At 58.8% G+C, this 19,798-nt stretch carries 13 protein-coding genes and 3 pseudogenes; 9 read left to right on the top strand and 7 right to left on the bottom strand.

All coding sequences use genetic code 11. The annotated features are described in order from the left end of the window. Window positions 1-15 precede the first annotated feature (15 nt). Together EOL43_RS04910 and rtcR are read right to left on the bottom strand one after the other, a co-directional pair. Window positions 16-639, bottom strand: a complete 624-nt coding sequence (locus tag EOL43_RS04910; protein ID WP_133486143.1) for a hypothetical protein — start codon at window positions 637-639, stop codon at window positions 16-18. A 37-nt stretch (window positions 640-676) separates the two neighbouring features. Then, on the bottom strand, window positions 677-2,239 hold the full coding sequence (rtcR, locus tag EOL43_RS04905) for an RNA repair transcriptional activator RtcR (RefSeq protein ID WP_133486141.1): 1,563 nt from the start codon (window positions 2,237-2,239) through the stop codon (window positions 677-679). A 313-nt stretch (window positions 2,240-2,552) separates the two neighbouring features. Here rtcR and EOL43_RS04900 point away from each other — a divergent pair, with 313 nt between their 5' ends. The 4 genes from EOL43_RS04900 to EOL43_RS04885 all read left to right on the top strand — a co-directional run bounded on the left by EOL43_RS04900 (window position 2,553) and on the right by EOL43_RS04885 (window position 8,253). Then, the gene (locus EOL43_RS04900) at window positions 2,553-3,587 is read left to right on the top strand and encodes a hypothetical protein (RefSeq protein WP_133486140.1); all 1,035 of its coding nucleotides are present in this window, start codon (window positions 2,553-2,555) and stop codon (window positions 3,585-3,587) included. After that, a complete protein-coding gene (locus EOL43_RS04895) occupies window positions 3,584-4,156 on the top strand; it encodes an RNA 2'-phosphotransferase (protein ID WP_133486138.1) in 573 nt (190 codons plus the stop codon). Before EOL43_RS04900 ends, EOL43_RS04895 begins: the two co-directional genes overlap by 4 nt. Further along, complete coding sequence (locus EOL43_RS04890) at window positions 4,153-5,568, top strand: RtcB family protein (RefSeq protein ID WP_133486136.1); 1,416 nt, start codon at window positions 4,153-4,155, stop codon at window positions 5,566-5,568. The genes EOL43_RS04895 and EOL43_RS04890 overlap by 4 nt, the downstream gene beginning before the upstream one ends. An 87-nt stretch (window positions 5,569-5,655) precedes the next feature. After that, a complete protein-coding gene (locus EOL43_RS04885; protein ID WP_133486134.1) occupies window positions 5,656-8,253 on the top strand; it encodes a DUF3857 domain-containing transglutaminase family protein in 2,598 nt (865 codons plus the stop codon). Between the two features lie 113 nt (window positions 8,254-8,366). Here the strand turns inward: EOL43_RS04885 and EOL43_RS04880 are convergent, their stop codons facing one another. Further along, window positions 8,367-10,877, bottom strand: coding sequence for a sulfatase-like hydrolase/transferase (locus EOL43_RS04880; protein WP_133486132.1), 2,511 nt, complete (start codon window positions 10,875-10,877; stop codon window positions 8,367-8,369). Window positions 10,878-11,139: 262 nt separating this feature from the next. Next, window positions 11,140-11,610: pseudogene (locus tag EOL43_RS04875) on the bottom strand (LuxR C-terminal-related transcriptional regulator); the annotation flags it as partial. 12 nt (window positions 11,611-11,622) lie between these two features. Here EOL43_RS04875 and EOL43_RS04870 point away from each other — a divergent pair. After that, window positions 11,623-12,414 carry a TRAP transporter large permease gene (locus tag EOL43_RS04870; RefSeq protein ID WP_240686467.1) on the top strand — a complete coding sequence of 264 codons (792 nt, stop codon included), beginning with the start codon at window positions 11,623-11,625 and terminating at the stop codon, window positions 12,412-12,414. A gap of 183 nt (window positions 12,415-12,597) precedes the next feature. On the opposite strand, the gene EOL43_RS04865 is transcribed toward EOL43_RS04870, so the two are convergent. Together EOL43_RS04865 and EOL43_RS04860 are read right to left on the bottom strand one after the other, a co-directional pair. Next, the gene (locus EOL43_RS04865) at window positions 12,598-13,704 is read right to left on the bottom strand and encodes a CaiB/BaiF CoA transferase family protein (protein ID WP_133486127.1); all 1,107 of its coding nucleotides are present in this window, start codon (window positions 13,702-13,704) and stop codon (window positions 12,598-12,600) included. Between the two features lie 9 nt (window positions 13,705-13,713). Beyond that, window positions 13,714-14,295 (bottom strand): cupin domain-containing protein, encoded by a 582-nt coding sequence (locus EOL43_RS04860; protein ID WP_133486125.1) that lies wholly within the window; start codon window positions 14,293-14,295, stop codon window positions 13,714-13,716. A gap of 158 nt (window positions 14,296-14,453) precedes the next feature. Here EOL43_RS04860 and gabT point away from each other — a divergent pair, with 158 nt between their 5' ends. The 4 genes and pseudogenes from gabT to EOL43_RS04840 all read left to right on the top strand — a co-directional run. Continuing rightward, window positions 14,454-15,758, top strand: coding sequence for a 4-aminobutyrate--2-oxoglutarate transaminase (gene gabT, locus EOL43_RS04855; RefSeq protein WP_133486123.1), 1,305 nt, complete (start codon window positions 14,454-14,456; stop codon window positions 15,756-15,758). A gap of 12 nt (window positions 15,759-15,770) precedes the next feature. Continuing rightward, window positions 15,771-16,985, top strand: a complete 1,215-nt coding sequence (locus EOL43_RS04850) for an acyl-CoA dehydrogenase (RefSeq protein WP_133486121.1) — start codon at window positions 15,771-15,773, stop codon at window positions 16,983-16,985. A 146-nt stretch (window positions 16,986-17,131) separates the two neighbouring features. Continuing rightward, window positions 17,132-18,562 carry an aldehyde dehydrogenase family protein gene (locus EOL43_RS04845; RefSeq protein ID WP_205669525.1) on the top strand — a complete coding sequence of 477 codons (1,431 nt, stop codon included), beginning with the start codon at window positions 17,132-17,134 and terminating at the stop codon, window positions 18,560-18,562. 4 nt (window positions 18,563-18,566) lie between these two features. Next, a pseudogene (locus EOL43_RS04840) lies at window positions 18,567-19,145 on the top strand (3-hydroxyacyl-CoA dehydrogenase NAD-binding domain-containing protein); the annotation flags it as partial. A gap of 178 nt (window positions 19,146-19,323) precedes the next feature. Here EOL43_RS04840 and EOL43_RS04835 read toward each other — a convergent pair. Further along, window positions 19,324-19,794, bottom strand: a pseudogene (locus EOL43_RS04835) (LuxR C-terminal-related transcriptional regulator); the annotation flags it as partial. Window positions 19,795-19,798: the final 4 nt, after the last annotated feature.

Raw genomic sequence — 19,798 nt, 5'->3', positions numbered from 1 at the left:
GCACGCGCCCGAATTTTACTGAATCTCGTAGGTGATATGATTGGCGCCTGCGCTGATGACCCTCAACGACTTTCCAGAAACGACAAGCGTTTTGCCAATGGACACCGCGACTTTTTGATCGCGCACGCCGACAATTCGGTCAGAAGACGCGTTGGGTGGCACAACAATCGGGTAGGCCGACACGCTGGCGACGCCAGAATACGGGATAGCCCCACCCTGCCCGTCAAAATAGGATCCCCCCTGGCGCTTGATGCGCCCGGACGCGTTGGGGCCGTGTTGAACAAAGACATCACGCTTGACGAAAATCGCCTTCGCGCCACTTACTCCGGCAAAGTAGAACGTGGTTGTTCCCGACGTGCTGGCACGTCCAGCTGTAGCAGATCCCGCGACGGTCTCGACGGACAGCACAGCATCCCCAAGCCCAGCGACACGCTGGTTGGCAGAGGCTTCATGCGTCGCGCCCGTATTGGCCTTGTTCGCCTGCGCATCGACACACCCCTGAAGGGGGCCGACCCAAGCCGCCATGATGGCAAATACAATCGCACGTCTCGGCATTCCCACAACTCCATCATCTTGAATTATCGTTGCAGCAAAGCCAGTTCCTGCAGGCAAGTCAAGCGGAGCGGTCAGATGGGGCACCGCCCGACCAGAATGCCTCGCAAGCGCCAGAGACCCTCTAAATCGCCCCCCACTCTAATCCAAACTTGCCAAGATATTTCCGCAATCGGTCAGCATCGTTCTGGGTTTTTCGCTTCGTTCGGGAAACGGCAAACAACGCCCGCCCCGCCGCACTAAGGCTCGACGACGCGCGACAGGTCCGGATCACTTCGGCCAGTTGCACAAGATCGAACGGATCAACGTCCGACGCCGCATCGCCCAACACCTCGGCGACCAGCTTGAAATCATCATTGGATTGCGCCGAGATCCAATCTGATTGAAGCGCGTCGATTTCGCTTGTGACCATTGTCTTGGTAATCCGCCCACGCGGCGCAAGCGTACAGAGCCGACGGATCGACCCCGAGAAATCCCGAAAGTTGCCCGGCCAGCGTGTCGCCGGATCTTTGGCAAACTGCACATACTGCGCGCGCGCATCCGAGTTAAATCCGACATGCGTGCCCAGCGCCCGCTCGCAGCGGTCCAATTCATGCAGAAGGTTTGCCTCGATATCCTCAGAACGGTTGCGCAGCGCGGGCAAGGTGAAGCTCCACGTGTTCAACCGGGCCAACAGGTCCTGGCGAAACTGCCCCGACGCGGCCAAGCTGCGCAAATCGCGGTTCGCACCGGCGATCAGATGGAACCTGCTGGAGATCTCGTGATCCGAGCCCAGCGGATAGAACCGCCCGGTTTCAATCGCGTGTAGCAGGACCGATTGCATGTTGGGATTCAGCTCGTCCACGTCGTCCAGAAACAGAACACCGCCATCTGCCTCGCGCAAAAGGCCACTCCGTTCAGTGCCAGCCGTGCCAAGATAGGACCGGCGCTGACCAAACAGCGTTGCCATGGCATCCGGCCCGTTCAAGGTCGCACAGTTCACATGGACCATCCGCCCCTTGATGCGGCGCCGATCGAGCTTCAGGCTATGAATACGTTCGGCCAGTTCGGTTTTGCCGGTCCCTGTTTCGCCCAGCAAAAGGATCGGCTCGTCCGAGTTGCTGGCGACAAGCTCCACCCGGTCGATCAGGTCGTTGTAATCCGGGTTGCGTGTCTCGATCCCACCCTTCAGCTGGTCACTATACTCTCGCGACAGCTGGTCAAACCGCTGCTGCAACGCGTTATAACGGCTGAGGTCCAGATCAATGACATCGAACTTCGGCGTGTCATCTTCCGGACCCGGAGGACCGGTCTGGATCAGCCGTGCGGGTACGTGGCGGCTTTCCGTCAGCAGGAACCAACAGATCTGGGCCACGTGCGTCCCGGTGGTCAGATGCACGTGGTACCGCTCGCGTTCGTCGTCGAACCCATAGGACCGCGCAAAGTCGAACAGCTTGCCATAGACCTCTTGGAAGTCCCACGGGTCGTTCAGGTCCAACTGCTGCAACAGGACTTCTGTACCGGGCGATTTCTCCTCAATTTCGCGCTTCACCTGCTTGGCCAATCGATTAAACCTCATGTCGAACAGGATCTCGAGCCGATCCACCGAGAAGTGATCATGGCCGACAAGGCTGAGGGTTGGCCGCCAGCGGCGCTTTTTCCCCATGTCGAGTTGGGTTCCGAGGAAGCCGATCACAACATTCTTCATTGGATTATCCAAATTTATAATTACCTATACCTTCATATCGTATATAGCGGCACACCAACTGGCAATGCTGTGTTTTCTCTAGCATTATCAATACCCTATGCGGATTCACGTTTTTCCTCTTTTCGCCACGCCCCTCGTGCCAAAACACTGTCATAGAAAACAAAACACAAGGATCGACGCGATTACGAACCGGAAGGCCGAGGGGGAAGAACTCGCTCCGTGCCGGCGCCAAACAAACCGCATCTGCCCATTCAGATGCGCGGCGGGCCTTCCGGTGGGGTGATTTGGTTAAATTGAGGACGAGGAAAGAGCGATGACCTGTCAAAAAGAAAGTGTACTTGCAGCGGCAGAAGCAGCTGCATGGGCGGTCTATCAGAGTGAAGATCCCTCCGCTGTGTCGGAGTTTGATCGCCTACGCACCAATCTATCCGCATGGGATGTTGCCCAGCTTGATCAACCGCTTCGCAGACGGATCCGCGATGCAAGCTACAAGGCAGTCAGAACGCCTGCAAAACGCAGCTGGCTACCATTCGCACAACCTAGAAAAGTGGATGTGCGGGTTGAGATCGGGAAAAGCCAACCGGTCGCAGCTTTGTTCATGCACGCGCATGACGGCTACCTCCGCGAGGAAGCAGCCAAGTGCTTTGTGCCAGTTGATACGGCAGGAAGAGCTGCATTGCTTCTGCGGTGTAACGACTGGGTCGAGAATGTTAGGGTTGCGGCGCTTTCGAAACTGCGAGAGCTGGTGCCAGAGTGGACAGCAGAGGAACTGACGGACCTCGTGCTTTTCACCGTTGATCGGATCAACGAATGGCAAAGAGGGGGTACTGTTGTGGCGGCGGCCCTTCAAGACCACCGAGAGTGGCAAAGCGCTCTTCGCTTGGTTTTGCTTCACGAGACCAACGGCCCAATGGCACGCTTGCTACGTAAGAACTTGCGAACCCTAGATCTTGACTATCTCTTGCCAGACCTGGCTGTCGAAGCGCGATCGGCCTTTGTGCGCGCCGTGGCCACAGAAACCATTCTTGAAGGATGCGCACGCTGGCATGCCGCGACCGAGTGGCAATGGGTCGACAAGGTTTATGGCCTCAGGCGGAGGGTTCAGAAGTGGGACAAACGAACAGTTCCAATTGCAACCACGGTGCAAAACGAGGTTCTCGCAGCGGCGGCGCGCGACACGTCAGCAGTCGTGAGGAAACTGGCTGCCGAGCATCTGATCCGCGAGGGGATAGAGGCGCATCAGGCGACCTACCAACTGCTCGCTAACGACACATCAAACAGAGTCCGTGACCGCATGGACTTCTGCACTCGAAAATGGAGCGGTCTGAAGACCGTAAAAGTAAAATGAACGAGAAAAAGACGAGCAAGTTTCTAAGCTTGGTTCTGCGACACAAGCCTGAACAGATCGGCATCACGCTTGATCCGCAGGGATGGGTCGATGTGGACGCATTGCTTGCCGCAGTGAGAGCACATGGACATTCACTGGACCGCCCTTCGCTTGAGCGGGTGGTGGCCCAGAATGACAAGCGCAGGTTTACGCTGTCCTCGGACGGCAAACGCATTCGTGCGGCGCAGGGGCACTCGGTAAGCGTGTCGCTGGGACTAACGCCTGTCACGCCACCATCGGTTCTGTACCACGGTACGGTTGCACGGCATCTGCCGTCGATCCGGCGTGATGGGCTGAAGCCCGGACAGCGCACGCATGTTCACCTGTCTGGGGACATATCGACGGCTGAAACCGTCGGTGCGCGATATGGCGATCCACATCTGCTGCGCGTCGATGCCGCAACAATGCACAACCAAGGGCATGCGTTCTTACAAGCCGACAACGGCGTTTGGCTGATCGACCATGTCCCCCCGCAATTCCTTACCGATGTCGGGCAAAGCGAAACCTGCCCAGACGGAGAAGAAAAATGACTGAAGAAACTCAACATTACCCCGTGACCGGGGATCATTTGAAAGACTGGGGACATCGCCCCGGCAAGCAGTTTCCTGCGCTTTTGGCGAAAGCCAATGAAATGCGCGCGGAAGGGTTTGGGCTGGTGCGTATCCGGCAAGAGCTGGACAGCGAGATTGTGCCGCTTCCTGAAACCATGGCGCTGCGTGCGCCGGGGGACGTGTCGTTTCACGAGAATATCGACGTGGGTCATCCGGACGAGGAAGACAATGTCGCGAAGGTGCGCGAGACGATGACCGCGCTGATGCGGACCCCGACGATCGAGGCGGGGGCCATCATGCCCGATGCTTGTCCGGCGGGGCCTATGGGTACCATCCCGGTCGGCGGCGTGGCGGCAGCGCGCAATGCGATCCATCCGGGGATGCACTCGGCTGACATTTGCTGTTCGGTGATGATCACTGATCTGGGAAACGCGGACCCGAAAGCGGTTCTGGATGCGGCCCAGTCGGTCACGCATTTCGGGCCGGGTGGGCGTCCGCAGGGCAAGCGGTTTACCACGTCGTTGAAGCTGTTGGATGCGTTCCGCGAGAACCCGTTCCTGAACAGCCCCAAGATCCTGCGCATGGCGCAAGAGCATATGGGGACGCAGGGTGACGGGAACCACTTCCTGTTCGTCGGGCGCTCGCGCAAGACCGGGCGCACGGCAATCGTGACCCATCACGGGTCGCGTGGACCGGGGGCCGTTCTTTATAAGCGCGGGATGCATGTGGCCGAGAAGTTCCGCAAGGAGCTTTCGCCGCAGACCGCCAAGCAGAACGCCTGGATCCCGGCAGATACCGAGGAAGGGCGCGACTATTGGGAAGCGTTGCAGCTGATCCGTAAATGGACCAAAGCGAACCACAATGCGATCCACCAAGCGACGGTCGAGACCGCGCGCGTGGGGGATGTAGGCGACCGGTTCTGGAACGAGCACAACTTCGTCTTCAAGCGCGACGATCTGTTCTATCACGGCAAGGGGGCGACCCCGGCGTGGGATGGATACGCCGCGGATGCGACGGGCCTGACGCTTATTCCGCTGAACATGTCCGAGCCGGTGCTTGTGGTGCGCGGCAAAAACGCCGATCACGGCCTTGGCTTCAGTCCGCATGGCGCGGGGCGCAACTTTTCGCGGTCTGAACACAAGCGCCGCATGGGGTCGGTCACGCCGGATGAGATGCTGAAGGCGGAAACCGAAGGTCTGGACGTACGCTTCCATGCCGGTGGTGTGGACGCGTCCGAACTGCCGTCGAGCTATAAGAGCGCGGGCAGCGTGGTGGCGCAGATTAAATCCTATGATCTGGCCGAGATCGAGGACTACATCGATCCCTACGGCTGCATCATGGCAGGCGATGTGCCTCCGTTCTGGATGAACAGAAAGAAAGGGCGCCGGTGACACGGTTTCCGGCGCCGCGATCAGGGCCACCCTTGCAACCAAAGGTCGATCTAGGTAGGTCTGGATCGACTTTCGGAGCTTTGTTTTATGTATTTGAGATTTCTGGCGGTTTTCGCATTTATTCTGACAAGCCTGTCGGCTCAGGCTCAGGCACAAAATGTCGATCAATATGTCTCAGTCACACCGCCAGAAGACTGGGTCGTGCATCATGAGCCGGCAAGCGGATCGTTTGACTTGGCGAAGGACGAAGACAGGATCTATCGCCTGATCGACAAGCAAATGTTGGCGTCCGACACGGAAGAGAAGTTCTTTTATCGCGACGTCACCAGCCTTATGAGCGCCGATGCCGTTGATGACTATGGCTCGATCATCATTGCCTTTAATCCTGCCTATGAAACCATCTCGCTGCACCACGTTCGGATCATCCGTGCGACGGGCGAAGTTGTCGATGTCACCCAGCAAGGCGAAATGCAGCTCTATCGGCGTGAAAGCGACCGCGAGCAGCGGATCTATGATGGCAGCCTTGAATTGGCTTTCCTTGTGCCGCAACTCAAACAAGGGGACACGCTGGACTATGCCTATACAGCGCATGGCCGCAATCCTGCCCTGGGGCCGCATTGGCAATACCGGTTCAGCCACAACTATAGCCGCCCGACCCAACGCATGCGGGACCGGTTGCTGGTCGCGACCGGAACGCCAGCCTTCCTGAAAGCACATGGCGGCGCCCCAGAGCCGACGATTACGCAGCTGGGGGGCTTCACGGAATACGCTTGGGCGGCTGAAAACGTACCTGGGCAATCCGTGGAAGACGGCATCCCCAAAGGCTATCGCGCGTGGACATCAACCACCACCAGCAGCGTTGAATTCTGGAGCGACATCGGTCGGTTCTTTGCCCCGCATTATGACCCCGCGCAGTACCAGAACGCGCAAGTCGTCGGGATCGCCAACACCATTCGGACTGCACATCCAAACGCCCCGAAAGCACAATTGCGGGCGGCCTTGGCCTATGTCCAGAAAGAGGTACGCTACACAGCCGTACAGCTTGGCGTAGGCGGCTTCATTCCCCGAGATCCTGCACGCGTCCTGCGCCGTGGATTTGGCGACTGTAAGGACATGACGGTTCTTCTGATCTCGATCCTGTATGCGCTGGACATCGACGCGACACCGCTTTTGGTGAACACCGAATATGGGGCAGGTCTAAACGACGATATCCCGCGCATCCGCGCCTTTGACCACGTGGTGGTACGGGCAAGTGTCGGCGAACGAAACTACGTCCTTGATCCGACCCGGGGCGAACAGCTTGGCGATCTGGACCACCTGCAGCAAGGGCTGTTTGGTAAGGGCGTCATCATTGCACCCGACAGCGTTGGCATGATCACAACCTATGTCCGGCAGCCAGAATATTACAATGATGTGGTCGACACTTTCGACCTGCGCACGGACCCCGACGCCATCCTGTTCACGTCGAAAGCCACCTATGTCGGATCCGAAGCAGACGGGATGCTGAACTGGGCGAACTCGGTTGGCAAAGCGGAAATCGAGAAAACATTCTTCGACTATTTCAAAGGGATCTATCCCAGCATCGAGATCACCAACCCGCTTGAGTTGGTCATAGACAAAACGCGCGCTAAGCTGACCGTCATCACCCACTATCGACTTCCCGATGAATGGGAGGACGACACCGAGACAGGGGGCCAAGTGTTCTGGGCCAGTCCCGAAGACCTGCTGTCGAAACTGCCAAAGCTAGAGGATGACACCCGCACAGCGCCCTTCGCCATCGCGCATCCCATCCGCTTTCGCCACCAGTTGAAATACCTGGTGGACCCGTCATGGGGCTATGACAACAAGACGGATTTCTTCAACAGCGCTGCCTTCGACTTGAAGCTCGCAGTGCGTGGGAAACCGGGGACGACCACATGGACCTACTCGTACGTCACCAAGTCTGATCGCATTCTGTCGAAAACGTGGAAGGACGCCCGGCAAGCATTGAAGGGCCTCGACGATACGCGCTGGGTCCGTCTGGACCGCCCCGGCGAAGGCGCGCTGGTCACGCGCATCGGCTTGGACAGCCTGTCCGAAGACGATTGGGTCGCTGTAGTCGTCGCCTATATGGTCGTGGTCGTGCTGGCCATGTTGATCTACGTAAGCTATCGCGCCCATCCCACCGAAGCCGAGATGAAACTTCAGATCCTGTATCCGGTCTCGACAGCAAAATTCCTGATCATGTCCGTCGGAACCTTAGGCGTCTATTCGCTCTACTGGTTCTGGCAAAACTGGCGCTGGCTGCGGGACGTCGAAAACCACAATGTATCGCCCTTCTGGCGCGGACTGGTACTTGCGGCGCTGTGGAACTTCAGCCTGTTCCGCCGCATTGCCACGCAAGCCCCCGAAGCGCGCCCAGCCCTGTCGCGTCTCGCTTACCCCTTGGCGGGATTGTACTTGGTGTTCAGCATCATCAGCCAAGTCCTTGATGGCGAGGACTCGCCCTTGGTGCTGACAGTTTTGTTTGCCATTCTTCCCGTGTTGGTCGCCCTTCCATTCCAGCGCGAAGTGCTGCGAAAGAATGTCGAGAACCAGAAATGGGTGGCCCGCAACTCGCGGTTTGGATGGCAGGCAATTGTCACTTTGCTCCTCTGGCTCCCGATCCTGTTTCTGATGGGGGTCGGCATGGGTTTGGCCGAGTAAAGGCTTAAGCCTGTGCAAAGGGGGCTTCTGTCGTCGCTGGGATTCCGGCGCCACAGGGCGACGTCACGGCGCTGAATTGGAAGCACCATGAGTGAAAACCACAGCCTGCCACGCTAAGGGGCGCGATACGCCTGCAAGAGCGGAAGCAAGGTCAGGTCGTGGACCTCTGCCGCATTCTTTGGATCGGCGGCATCGCGCAGGACCAATGGGCGGGTGTCGACGGTGTTCAGCCGCAGGAAATCACGCAGTTCGAGCACCATCGCCGTGTTCGGCGTGCCCAGATACTCGGTGATGTTGTCGTTACCCGCGCGGATCGCGACATATGGCTGGGCGCCTTGGATATCGCGCCACTTGCTAAACCCAGTGCCCGCGAAGATCCCTTCGAAATCAATGTCGGGATCACTACAAACAGCCGAGGAATGCACAACGACCACGAAGGCGCCGAAATCATCCGACATGCGATCCATGGCGGGTCCAAAACCGGTGTCGAGCAACACTTCGGGGTCCGGCAGCTCGCCCCCCCACGCACAGGTGTCTTCGTGGGCGATCTTCACCGGGGCCGCATCCGAGTTTAGACCCAAAAGCGTCATCCCACGATAGACATAGACGATGTCGCCCTGCGCCCGGTTGGACACATAGCTTTCCCACGCCTCTGCCCCGCCGGTCGAGCGAATGACGAAGTCGCCGACAAGGCCCGAGGGCGACACCGCGCGCACCTCGTCCGCGTCAATCAGCAACGTGTTGTTGTAGAACCCACCGACGACGCTGTCGAAATAGGCTTGGTCCGGTCGCACCTGTGCGAACACGTTCTTCAGGCTATCAAAGGGCAAGGTCACACCGTCGGCCATTGGAAATGACGTCAGGCCCGGGCTGCCGATGCTGCCAACCAGAGCGCAATATTTTGCAGGCAAAGTCGCTTTGCGCCCCTCGAAAACGCTGACACGGGCGCAACGATCCACCCAGACAAACCGGTCGCCATACCACGTGTCCAACAGCTTCCGCGGCAGTTTGTTGCCGTCGTCGAGATCGTAGAGAATGTCCCGCACACGCAGATCGTCATTTAACTGGAAGATGGCAGGCAGCCTGACATAGCGCGTGCCCATATAGGCTTTTTCAGCCGCCTCATCGACCCGAATACCAGCATTCAGCTGGGGGAAGACTGCAAGGGATGACAGGAAGGTCCAATGGTCTTCCAGAAGCAGGTTCAGGTCGGCCGTCGTGGTCCGCAAGGACGGGGTCGGGCCTTGAAGGTCACGTCCATAGCCCATCGCGTCGACCTCGGCCCCCAGTAGCCCAAGAAAGGTCGGCGCAAGATCGAAGGTCGTGCCGGGCTTGTCGATCTTTCCGGGTTCGATCCCTGCCCCGAAGGCCATCACAAGGTTTGTGCGATCCGCGGCCTCAAGCGTGTCCCAGACCGAGTTCGGTCGGGCCAGATGATCCGACATCACCAACAGGACTGTGTCTTCCATCGCGGGGCTTGCAAGGACGTGGCGGATAAACTCACCCGCCATGTGGTCGGCGCAATGCACCGCATTCAGGAAGGGATTTTCGCCGTCCCCATAGGTGATGCCTTCACAGGTGTTCGAGACCGTACCGCCCTGCGGGTGGTGGGTGTCGACAGTCAAAAGAACCAGTCCGAAGGGCGTGTCGCGCGCGGCAAGCGTGTCGAACCGCTCTGCCCCAATCTTCAACAGGGCATCGTCATAGATCCCCCAGATGGACTTGTAATACGGGTCATCCAGCGCGCTATAGAGATCATCCGCGCCCTCGACCGTGTCAAAACCGTGGGTTTCGTAGAACGTACCCCAGCCCGCGAACTCCAGCGACGAGCCGTGCATATACGTCATGTCATAGCCAGCGTCGCGCAGCAGATCCCCCATGCAGGTCGCGGCAGGCAGGAACTCGTCCGAGCCCGCACCAGACCCGGCCAACGGGATGCCGCACTGGCTTGCCACCATCGCACCGATCGTCCAACTCGCCCAAGTGACTTGCGTCATGTCCGTGAAGCTAAGCGCCTGTTTCTCAAGCTCCAGCAGGTTCGGCGTCAGCCCGGGAAACAGGTCTTCGTCCATATAGGTGCGCTCGATCGACTCGAGATACAGCAGGACGACGTTCTTGTCGGTTCCTTTCGCGTCACGTTTGTCGATCGCAACATATTCCGGCGGTGGCGCAATCCGGTTCTCGCCGCCAAGCGCACCGATCCCGTATTTCCAAGCCAGATCGCTGACGTCCAGCACGGTCGGATTTACCGCAAACGCAGCCAGCAATGCCGCCATGCCGGCCAAAACCGGGGCACGGTGCGGCGCGTCATTTTTACGGGCGCGCATGAAGCGGAACGCAAAATACGTCACGACCAGCGCGGCGACCACCAATAGCGCAACAACGGCGATGATGGCGGTGAAGTCCTGCACCGTGGCGCCCTCCATCCCGGCGACAACATGGAAAAGGACGGATTCATCGATGCCCGATCCGGTCAGGGCATTGACCCCATAGTATGTGACCAGAAAGAGCAGCAAAACCAGAATACTAATGGAAAACCCAAGCGCCGCGCGACGTGATTTGACCGCTTTTCGCAGCAGCACAAGGGCGAGCAATATCAACGCAAGACTAATTGCCGTTTCCATGTCGGTCCTTTCCCTTGGTCAAATCCGCAACCGTCGCACAATCGCGCAGCCCGCACGCGCCTTAGCGTTCAGCGGACACAACTGCTTCCACGTATTTGACGCTACCTACAGCGCCAGACGTGCCGCATTGATCTTCATCAAATATGACATGCGGCAGAGGATGGATGGGGACTATAGCCGCCCTGCCACCTCAAGCGAGTTGCTTCTGACAGAGCCCTAAAGCTGCTTTCTTCCCAGAAAATCGTTATGACCACACAAGGATCTAGCGCGACCCGCCTGCGTATTGCGATGAATAGTAATAGGCAATCGCCTGGGCACGGTTCTTGACCGAAAGCTTCTCGTAAATATTCGAGAGGTGGAACTTCACCGTGTTGGTCGAAATCCCCAGATCCTTCGACAAATCGCGATTGGACAAACCCTTTGCCAGCGCCTCCAACATCGCGCGCTCTTTTCGCGACAAGGAATGGATGGGGTCTTGCTGCATTTCGCGCATGTCGATGAACGGAAAGACCATCTTGCCGGCAGCGACCTCGGCGCAGGTATCCAGCAGGCCTGCCACCTCGCCCGAACGTGCCACAAAGCCTGCCGCCCCGGCCTGCATGGCCAGTCGCGCGGTGTCGCCCCCCGCGTCTCCGTACACCACGAAGCGCGGTGTGTTGTCTTGCTCGCGCAGGACTTCGATCAGCTTGGCCGCGCCAATGACCGGCAGATTCCAATCGACCACGCCTTCCTGTCACGCGACTCGGTGGGCAAGCTTTTTGCTGCGGGGCTTATTCCCGGCCTAATGCTGGCGGGGATCTACATCACCTATATTCTGGTGCGCTGCCGCATTAACCCCTCGATGGGTCCGCCCGCCGAGGAGCAATTCACGGCGAAAGAGAAGATCCTATCTCTCCGCTTTCTGATCGCGCCGGGCATTCTGATTGTGACGGTTTTGGGCTGTATCATCGGCGGCGTAACCTCGCCCTCCGAAGCCTCTGCGATCGGTGCTTTCGGCTCACTGGTGATCGCCGCCATTCAGCGACGCCTGAACTGGGACATGCTGCGCTACGTGATGCTGACCACCACCAAGCTGATGGGGATGCTCATGTGGATCACCATCGCGGCGGTATTCTTTTCCAAGATCTATGTGGGTCTGGGCGCAGGGCAGATCGTGGGTGAGTTGATCGAGGATTTCGACCTGTCCCCCATCTGGGTGATCATCGCCATGCTGGCCACCTATTTCGTGCTGGGCATGTTCTTGGACGACTTCGCCATCGTGTTCATCACCGTGCCGCTGTTTGTGCCGATCGTGCGCGAACTTGGCTATGACACCACTTGGTTTGCGGTGCTGTTCATCCTGTCGATGCAATCGGCCTATCTGACGCCACCGTTCGGCTACAACCTGTTCTACATGCGCTCTGTAGCCCCGCCCGAGATCACAATCGGGGACATCTACAAGGCGGCTTTGCCCTTTGTGGCGCTGCAAATCATTGGCTTGGCGCTGGTGGTGGCGTTCCCGCAGATCGCATTGTGGCTACCAAGCCTGCTGTTCTAACCGCGAAACGATCAGGCGCCGCCTCTTGGCGGCGTCTGGCGTATTTCACAGACATTCCCGTAACTGGCCGCCCTGCTTGGGCGGTTTTTTTTTGAATGCGCCATCGACCGCGGTGTTCCGCGTGAAGCGGCCACAAAAAAGGCCGGGTGGAACCCCGGCCCTCTTCTGTTCAGTTTTCTTGGCTCAGGAGGTCGGCAGCACAGGCGCCGATTTGTCCAGCGCCAGCTCGGCGTCTGAGAACACCCAAGGCCCACGCACGCCCGGCACGCCTTCCGGCGTGATCTGCATGCCACGATGCTGGATCTGCGCATCATCAAACGCTTCACCGATCGAGTTGATCGGACCCGCGGGCACGGTTGCATTCTCGAGCGCCTCCAGCAGATCGACCTTCTGCCACTTCTGCGTTTCCCGCTCGATCTCGATGGTCAGAACATCCCGGTTTTCCACGCGCAGCTGGTTGGTCGCGAAATCCGGATTGTCGCGCAGATCCGGGCGATCAATGACATCGCAGAAACGCTGAAACTGCCCGTCATTCCCAACGGCCAGAATGAAATGTCCATCTGCGGTAGGCAGTACTTGATAAGGTGCAATATTCGGATGCACGTTGCCGCGCCGCTGAGGGCTTTCCCCGGTCGCCAGAAAGTTCATCGCCTGATTGGCCAGCATCGCCGTTGCACAGTCCAGCAAAGACATGTCGATATGCTGCCCCTTGCCAGTGCGATGACGCTGTTCGACCGCGGCCAACACGCCGATGGTGCCGTAAAGCCCGGTCACGATATCGGTGACTGCCACGCCGACCTTTTGCGGCTGACGCTCTGGTTCGCCGGTGATCGACATCAACCCGGACATGCCTTGCAGCAAGAAATCATACCCCGCGCGCTTGGCGTAAGGCCCGTCCTGTCCAAACCCGGTGATCGAACAATAGATCAGACGTGGGTTCAGCTCTTTCACGCTGTCATAGTCCAGCCCGTACTTGGCCAACCCGCCGACCTTGAAGTTCTCGATCAGAATGTCGGCATCCTTGATCAGTTCGCGCACCTGCTCCTGCCCTTCCGGCGTGCGGAAATCACAGGTCACGCAGTCTTTGCCGCGGTTTGCGGCGTAATAATAGGCGGCGGATTTATCACCGTCCCGCTCAATGAATGGAGGTCCCCATTTGCGCGTATCATCCCCCGCTGGGCTTTCCACCTTGATCACTTCGGCACCAAGATCGGCAAGCGATTGACCGATCCAGGGGCCAGCAAGGATGCGGGCCAGTTCTACAACTTTCAGTCCAGCAAGAGGGGGCATTTTGGGTCCTTACAGATAGGGCGGGGTGCAGGACGAGATCACCTTGCACACCCGGTCAGACATGTTGCGAAACCTGTGCGGTTCGCGCGAATTAAATAGATAGGCGTCACCGGCCTTCAGCACGCGGGTCTCTTGCCCCACTGTGACCTCCAGTTCACCTTCGATGACGATGCCGCCTTCATTGGCGTCATGTTCGATCATGGTTTCACCCGTATCGGCGCCGGGCTCATAGCGTTCGTGCAGGATCTGCAACCCGTGCAACTTGGCATCCCCCACCTGCTTCAACGTGATTTTCTTCTGCGCGGCGTCATTGCCCTGATACAGCAGAGACGTCAGATCGCGCAGTTCCGCGGGGGTAAAGAAGATTTGCGAGGACGTGGGCGCGTCGGGCTCAAAGAACTCTGACATGGAAATGCCGAATCCGCCCAGTATTTTGCGCAAGCTCGCAACGGATGGGCTGGACCGGTTGGTCTCGATCATCGAAATCTGCCCGTGGGGCACGCCCGCAGATTCGGCCAATTGCCGTTGAGACATATTAAATTGCAACCTGAGCTGCTTCAAACGGGTACCGACGTCAAATTCTTCCGTCATAGTTTTGGTCCTTTCATCGCTTTTACTCAGATTGAGCGATTCAGCGAAGTTTGTCCAACTTACCTCTAGCAATGCTCAATAAATTGAGCAATACATGATGTCAGAATCAATGAACTTGTGAATCGACATCCGATTCCATCACGTTGGAGGAGACTCTGGTGAGCAACACTGAGACACTTAAATCCCGCCGCGCCGCTGCCGTTGCAAATGGCGTAGCGACCCGTGGCATCTATGCCGTGCGCGCCGAAAACGCAGAACTCTGGGATGCGGATGGCAAGCGCTTTATCGATTTCGCTGCCGGGATCGCCGTAAACAACACTGGCCACCGCCACCCCAAACTGATGGAGGCCGTTGCGACGCAATCTGAGGCCTTCACCCACACATGCTTCCACGTGGCGCCGTATGAAAGCTACATTGCACTGGCCGAGCGTCTGAATGCCTCGACCCCGGGCGATTTCGCCAAGAAAACCATGATGGTGACCACGGGCGCTGAAGCGGTTGAGAATGCTGTGAAGATGGCCCGCGCCTTTACTGGTCGTTCGGGCGTGATCGCATTTTCGGGCGCTTTCCACGGTCGTACCCTGATGGGCATGGCGCTGTGCGGCAAGGTGAACCCTTATAAGAAAGCCTTCGGTGCGATGCCGCCGGAAGTGCTGCACGCCCCCTTCCCGAACGAGTTCCACGGTGTAACCGTAGAACAGTCGCTGGCCGTGCTGGACAACATGTTCAAAAGCTCGATCGACCCCGAGCGCGTTGCCGCGATGATCATCGAGCCGGTACAGGGCGAAGGCGGTTTCAACATCGCGCAACCCGAGTTCCTGCGCGCGCTGCGCAAGATCTGTGACGACTATGGTATCATCCTGATCGCGGATGAAGTTCAGGCGGGGATCGCGCGCACCGGCAAGCTCTTTGCATTTGAACATGCAGGTGTTGCCGCAGATCTGGTCACCATGGCCAAAGGTCTGGCAGGTGGCTTCCCGCTGTCGGCCGTCACTGGCCGGGCCGAAGTCGTTGACGCAGCCCCTGTGGGCGGCATCGGCGGCACCTATGCGGGCAACCCGCTGGCAGTTGCCGCAGCCAACGCCGTTTTTGACGTGATCGAGGAAGAAAACCTCTGCGAACGCGCCGCCGAGATCGGTGAAAAGATCAAGGCGCGCTTGAACACGCTGGCAGATCGTCAGGGCATGGAAGCCATTGGTGATGTCCGCGGCCTTGGTGCTATGATTGCCTTCGAGCTTGTCACCGACCGCGAGACGAACAACCCTGATCCCGCGCTGACTCAGGCCATTGTGGCCGAAGCCGAGGCACGTGGCCTGATCATCCTACCCTGTGGCACGCGCGCCAACGCTGTGCGCCTTCTGCCGCCGCTGACCGTGCCAATGGAGCAGGTCGACGAAGCACTGGACATCATTGAAGCCTCGATCGAGGCTGCGATTAGCAAAACCGCCGTCGCGGCGGAATAAGGAGACAAAGATATGGCGAAAGATCTTGCCCCCCAATCCCGTCCCGAACTTGCAGGTTTTGCATGGGATGATGCCTTCCTGCTGGAAGATCAGCTGAACGAAGACGAACGCATGGTGCGCGATGCTGCACGCGCTTACGCCCAAGACAAGCTGTTCCCGCGCGTGACCGAAGCCTTTGCCAAGGAAGAGACCGACCCGGAAATCTTCCGCGAAATGGGCGAGATGGGCCTGCTGGGCACCACCATCCCCGAGAAGTTCGGCGGCATTGGCGCAGGCTATGTGACCTATGGTCTGGTCGCGCGCGAAGTCGAGCGTGTGGACAGTGGTTACCGCTCGATGATGTCGGTTCAGTCGTCGCTGGTGATGTACCCCATCTATGCCTACGGCACCGAAGAGCAGCGCGCAAAATACCTGCCCAAGCTGGCTTCGGGCGAATGGATCGGCTGTTTTGGCCTGACCGAACCCGACGCGGGCTCGGATCCCGGCAGCATGAAAACCACGGCCAAAAAGGTTGATGGTGGCTATGTGCTGAACGGCTCGAAAATGTGGATCTCGAACGCGCCGATCGCGGATGTGTTTGTGGTCTGGGCCAAATCCGACGCCCATGACGGTAAGATCAAGGGCTTCGTGCTGGACAAAGGCACCAAAGGTCTGACCGCACCGAAGATCGAAGGCAAACAGTCGCTGCGCGCCTCGATCACCGGCGAGATCGTGATGAGCAATGTCGAAGTGGGCGAAGACGCCCTGCTGCCCGATGTTGAAGGCCTGAAAGGTCCGTTCGGCTGTCTGAACCGCGCCCGCTATGGCATCGCATGGGGCGCCATGGGTGCTGCCGAGGCCTGCTGGCACGGCGCACGTCAATACGGTCTGGACCGTAAGCAGTTTGGCAAACCTCTGGCGCAAATGCAGCTGTTCCAGCTGAAGCTCGCCAACATGCAGACCGAGATCACATTGGGGCTGCAAGCCGCTCTGCGCGTTGGTCGTCTGATGGACGAAGCCAAAGCCGCGCCCGAAATGGTGTCGCTGATCAAGCGCAACAACTGCGGCAAGGCGCTGGAGATCGCCCGTCACGCCCGTGACATGCACGGCGGCAACGGCATCAGCCAGGACTTCCACGTGATCCGCCACATGGTGAACCTGGAAACGGTGAACACCTATGAGGGCACGCACGATGTCCACGCCCTGATCCTGGGCCGTGCACAGACTGGCCTGCAGGCGTTCGCGTAACGCAAGCGCACAAGAAAAACCGGTCGCCTCAACCGCGTGGCGACCGGTGATTGATGAAATCCCATCTCGATCCGCTCGGGCTGTCACCGCCCGTGTATGAGACCTCGTGTGAGGTCCCTCCCTTATCAGATAAAATGAGAGCCACCATGAAGCAGAACCTGATTGCCGGCGAATGGCTGGACGGCGTGGATGCCGCCCCGAACCTCAACCCTGCAGACCTATCGGATGTCATTGGCGAATATGCCCATGCATCGGTTGATCAGGTTGGCGATGCGGTGGCTGCAGCAAATGCCGCCTTGCCAGCATGGGCCAATGCCTCGCCGCAACTGCGGTCGGACATCCTTGAAGCCGTGGCCGCCGAGATCTTCGCCCGTAAGGACGAGATCGGCACCATTCTGGCCCGCGAGGAAGGCAAAACCCTAGCGGAAGCCATCGGGGAAACCGCCCGTGCGGCGCAGATCTTCCGGTTCTTCTCGGGCGAAGCGATCCGCGTGGCAGGCGATGCGATCGCCTCGGTCCGCCCGGATGTGGACGTGGACGTGGTGCGCGAACCGGTCGGTGTGGTCGGTATGATCACGCCTTGGAACTTCCCCATCGCAATTCCTGCGTGGAAAATCGCCCCCGCCCTGGCCTATGGCAACACGGTGGTGTTCAAACCTGCCGACCTGACGCCTGGCTCGGCACATGTTCTGGCCGAGATCTTGCATAAGGCGGGCGTTCCGGCCGGTGTGTTCAACCTTGTCATGGGGCGCGGGTCCGTTGTCGGGCAAGCCATTGTCGACCATCCCGGCGTGGATGCGATCACCTTCACTGGCTCGGTACCGGTGGGCCGGAACATGGCCGTGGACGCCGCGCGCGGCATGAAGAAGCTGCAGATGGAAATGGGTGGCAAAAACCCGATGGTAATCATGGACGACGCCGACATGGATATCGCCGTGTCGACCGTTTTGAATGGTGCCTTCTTCTCGACCGGCCAGCGCTGCACGGCGTCAAGCCGGATCATCGTTCAGGCGGGTATCCATGACGCGTTTGTGGATCGCCTGTCGACGGAAATGCAGGCGCTGAATGTGGGCAATCCGCTGGATGCGGCCACCCAGATTGGGCCGGTGGTGTCTGAAAGCCAACTGAACGGCAACCTCGGCTATGTTGACTTGGCCCGCGGCGAAGGGGCCGACGTGATCGGCGGTGACCGCCTGAACCGCGACACGGAAGGGTTCTTCCAGGCCCCCGCCCTGTTTGTCGGAGCCACCAATCAGATGCGCTCGAGCCGAGAAGAGATTTTCGGTCCCTGCGCCTCGATCATCAAAGTCGCCGATTTCGACGAGGCGCTTTCCGTGTCCAATGACACCGAGTTCGGCCTGTCCTCGGGCATCTGCACCTCGAACCTGAAATTCGCCCGTGAATTCAAGCGCAAGTCGCAAGCTGGCATGGTGATGGTGAACCTGCCCACAGCTGGCGTCGACTACCATGTGCCCTTTGGTGGGCGCAAAGGCTCCAGCTATGGCTCGCGCGAACAGGGGCGCTATGCGGCAGAGTTCTACACCACCGTGAAAACCGCCTATAGCTTTGCAGGGTAGGCAAATGAGCATTCAGACTGTCGGTGTGATCGGTGCGGGTCAGATGGGCAACGGGATCGCCCATACCTTTGCCGTGGCCGGGTACAGGGTTCTTCTGAACGACATTTCGGAAGATGCCCTGACCGCCGCAATGGCGCGGATTGAAAAGAACACCGCGCGTCAGGTGTCGAAAGGCACGCTCGGCGAAGACGCACGCACAGAGGCGCTGGCCAACATTCGCACCACACAGGACTTGGGCGAACTGGGCGGCACAGATCTGGTGATCGAAGCCGCCACGGAACGTGAAGACATCAAGAACCAGATCTTTGCAGGTCTGGCGCCATCGCTGGGGGACAACACGATCCTCACCACCAACACGTCCTCTTTGTCGATCACGCGCCTTGCGGCCAAGACCGACCGTCCGGAACGCTTCATGGGGTTTCACTTCATGAACCCGGTGCCGGTGATGCAACTGGTGGAACTGATCCGCGGCATCGCCACCTCGGACGAGACCTATCAGACCCTCATGGGCGTGGTGAAACGTCTGGGAAAAACCGCCGCCAGCGCCGAGGACTACCCTGCCTTCATCGTGAACCGCATCCTANNNCCACGTATTTGACGCTACCTACAGCGCCAGACGTGCCGCATTGATCTTCATCAAATATGACATGCGGCAGAGGATGGATGGGGACTATAGCCGCCCTGCCACCTCAAGCGAGTTGCTTCTGACAGAGCCCTAAAGCTGCTTTCTTCCCAGAAAATCGTTATGACCACACAAGGATCTAGCGCGACCCGCCTGCGTATTGCGATGAATAGTAATAGGCAATCGCCTGGGCACGGTTCTTGACCGAAAGCTTCTCGTAAATATTCGAGAGGTGGAACTTCACCGTGTTGGTCGAAATCCCCAGATCCTTCGACAAATCGCGATTGGACAAACCCTTTGCCAGCGCCTCCAACATCGCGCGCTCTTTTCGCGACAAGGAATGGATGGGGTCTTGCTGCATTTCGCGCATGTCGATGAACGGAAAGACCATCTTGCCGGCAGCGACCTCGGCGCAGGTATCCAGCAGGCCTGCCACCTCGCCCGAACGTGCCACAAAGCCTGCCGCCCCGGCCTGCATGGCCAGTCGCGCGGTGTCGCCCCCCGCGTCTCCGTACACCACGAAGCGCGGTGTGTTGTCTTGCTCGCGCAGGACTTCGATCAGCTTGGCCGCGCCAATGACCGGCAGATTCCAATCGACCACGCCTTCCTGTCAC

The sequence above is a fragment of the Aliiroseovarius marinus genome, assembly GCF_004360145.1.
Lineage (GTDB): Bacteria > Pseudomonadota > Alphaproteobacteria > Rhodobacterales > Rhodobacteraceae > Aliiroseovarius > Aliiroseovarius marinus.
This window is presented reverse-complemented; position numbering and strand designations above follow the sequence as displayed.

Excerpts from the sequence above, each read along its gene's own strand:
- rtcR (WP_133486141.1), bottom strand. The coding sequence starts at position 2,239 with ATGAAGAATGTTGTGATCGGCTTCCTCGGAACCCAACTCGACATGGGG.
- EOL43_RS04900 (WP_133486140.1), top strand. The coding sequence starts at position 2,553 with ATGACCTGTCAAAAAGAAAGTGTACTTGCAGCGGCAGAAGCAGCTGCA.
- EOL43_RS04895 (WP_133486138.1), top strand. The coding sequence starts at position 3,584 with ATGAACGAGAAAAAGACGAGCAAGTTTCTAAGCTTGGTTCTGCGACAC.
- EOL43_RS04890 (WP_133486136.1), top strand. The coding sequence starts at position 4,153 with ATGACTGAAGAAACTCAACATTACCCCGTGACCGGGGATCATTTGAAA.
- EOL43_RS04885 (WP_133486134.1), top strand. The coding sequence starts at position 5,656 with ATGTATTTGAGATTTCTGGCGGTTTTCGCATTTATTCTGACAAGCCTG.
- EOL43_RS04880 (WP_133486132.1), bottom strand. The coding sequence starts at position 10,877 with ATGGAAACGGCAATTAGTCTTGCGTTGATATTGCTCGCCCTTGTGCTG.
- EOL43_RS04865 (WP_133486127.1), bottom strand. The coding sequence starts at position 13,704 with ATGCCCCCTCTTGCTGGACTGAAAGTTGTAGAACTGGCCCGCATCCTT.
- EOL43_RS04860 (WP_133486125.1), bottom strand. The coding sequence starts at position 14,295 with ATGACGGAAGAATTTGACGTCGGTACCCGTTTGAAGCAGCTCAGGTTG.
- EOL43_RS04850 (WP_133486121.1), top strand. The coding sequence starts at position 15,771 with ATGGCGAAAGATCTTGCCCCCCAATCCCGTCCCGAACTTGCAGGTTTT.
- EOL43_RS04845 (WP_205669525.1), top strand. The coding sequence starts at position 17,132 with ATGAAGCAGAACCTGATTGCCGGCGAATGGCTGGACGGCGTGGATGCC.